Source organism: Streptomyces sp. SID3212, from assembly GCF_009865405.1.
Lineage (GTDB): Bacteria > Actinomycetota > Actinomycetes > Streptomycetales > Streptomycetaceae > Streptomyces.
Genome location: NZ_WWJY01000706.1, coordinates 1 through 1,058 on the forward strand (window position 1 = coordinate 1; position 1,058 = coordinate 1,058).

Consider the following 1,058-nt stretch of genomic DNA (forward strand, 5'->3'; position numbering starts at 1 on the left):
TCGCCGCCCGGCACGGCGGCCCCGGCGCGGGGCTCGCCGACACCGCTCGCATCCTGAGGGCGCTGGGCGCGGGCGACCCCGCCGTCGCGCTGGTCGCGGCGATGACCCTGTTCACCCACGCGGCCGAGGCCCGTACCCCCGGTGGCTGGCCGCCCGCCCTGTACGGGGACCTCCTCGACGAGTCGGCCCAGGGCCCCGCCCTGGTCAACTCCCTCCGCGTGGAGCCCGAGTTGGGCAGTCCGGTACGGGGCGGCCTCCCCGCCACCACCGCCCGCCGCGACGGCGACCGGTGGCTGCTGACCGGACGGAAGATCTATTCCACCGGGGCCGTCGGCCTCAGCCGGCTGTTGGTCTTCGCGCGGACCGACGAACACCCCGTGCGCGTCGGCTCGTTCGTCGTCCGCGCGGGCAGCCCCGGGCTGGAGATCGAACCGACCTGGGACCACGTCGGCCTGCGCGCGAGCCGCAGCGACGACGTGGTCCTCGACTCCGTGCCCGTACCGCTGGGGGACGTCCTCGGCCTCGCCGAGGCGGGCGAGACCCCCGGGGCCCGTCCCGATCCCGAGACGGGCGCGTGGAACGCCCTCGGGCTGAGCGCGCTGTACCTCGGCGTGGCGGGCGCGGCCCGCGACTGGCTCACCCGCTTCCTCCACGAACGTGTTCCGACGTCCCTCGGGGCGCCGCTCGCCACCCTGCCGCGCTTCCAGAGCGCCGTGGGCGAGATCGAGACCGCGCTGTTCGGCGCGGACACCCTGGTCGACACGCTCGCCGCGCGCGTCGACAGCGGGGACCGTACGGCGGCCGAACAGGCGGGTGCCGTCAAGGTTCTCGCGACCCGGGCCGCCGTCACGGCCGTCGAACAGACCGTCGCCCTGACCGGCAACCACGGGCTGACCCGGGCCAATCCGCTCCAGCGGCACTACCGGGACGTCCTGTGCGCCCGGGTCCACACCCCGCAGGACGACTCCGTGCTGCTCACCGCCGGCCGTGAGGCACTCGCCCGGGTCCACGTCTCCGGCCCGTCCGACCACCCTGCTGCCGACCACCCCGCCCCCGAC

At 76.2% G+C, this 1,058-nt stretch carries 1 protein-coding gene; it reads left to right on the plus strand.

Going from position 1 to position 1,058, the window contains the following annotated elements; all coding sequences use genetic code 11:
* Positions 1-1,058 (plus strand): acyl-CoA dehydrogenase (locus GT042_RS21135; protein WP_161310293.1); only part of this gene is annotated, 1,058 nt, incomplete at both ends.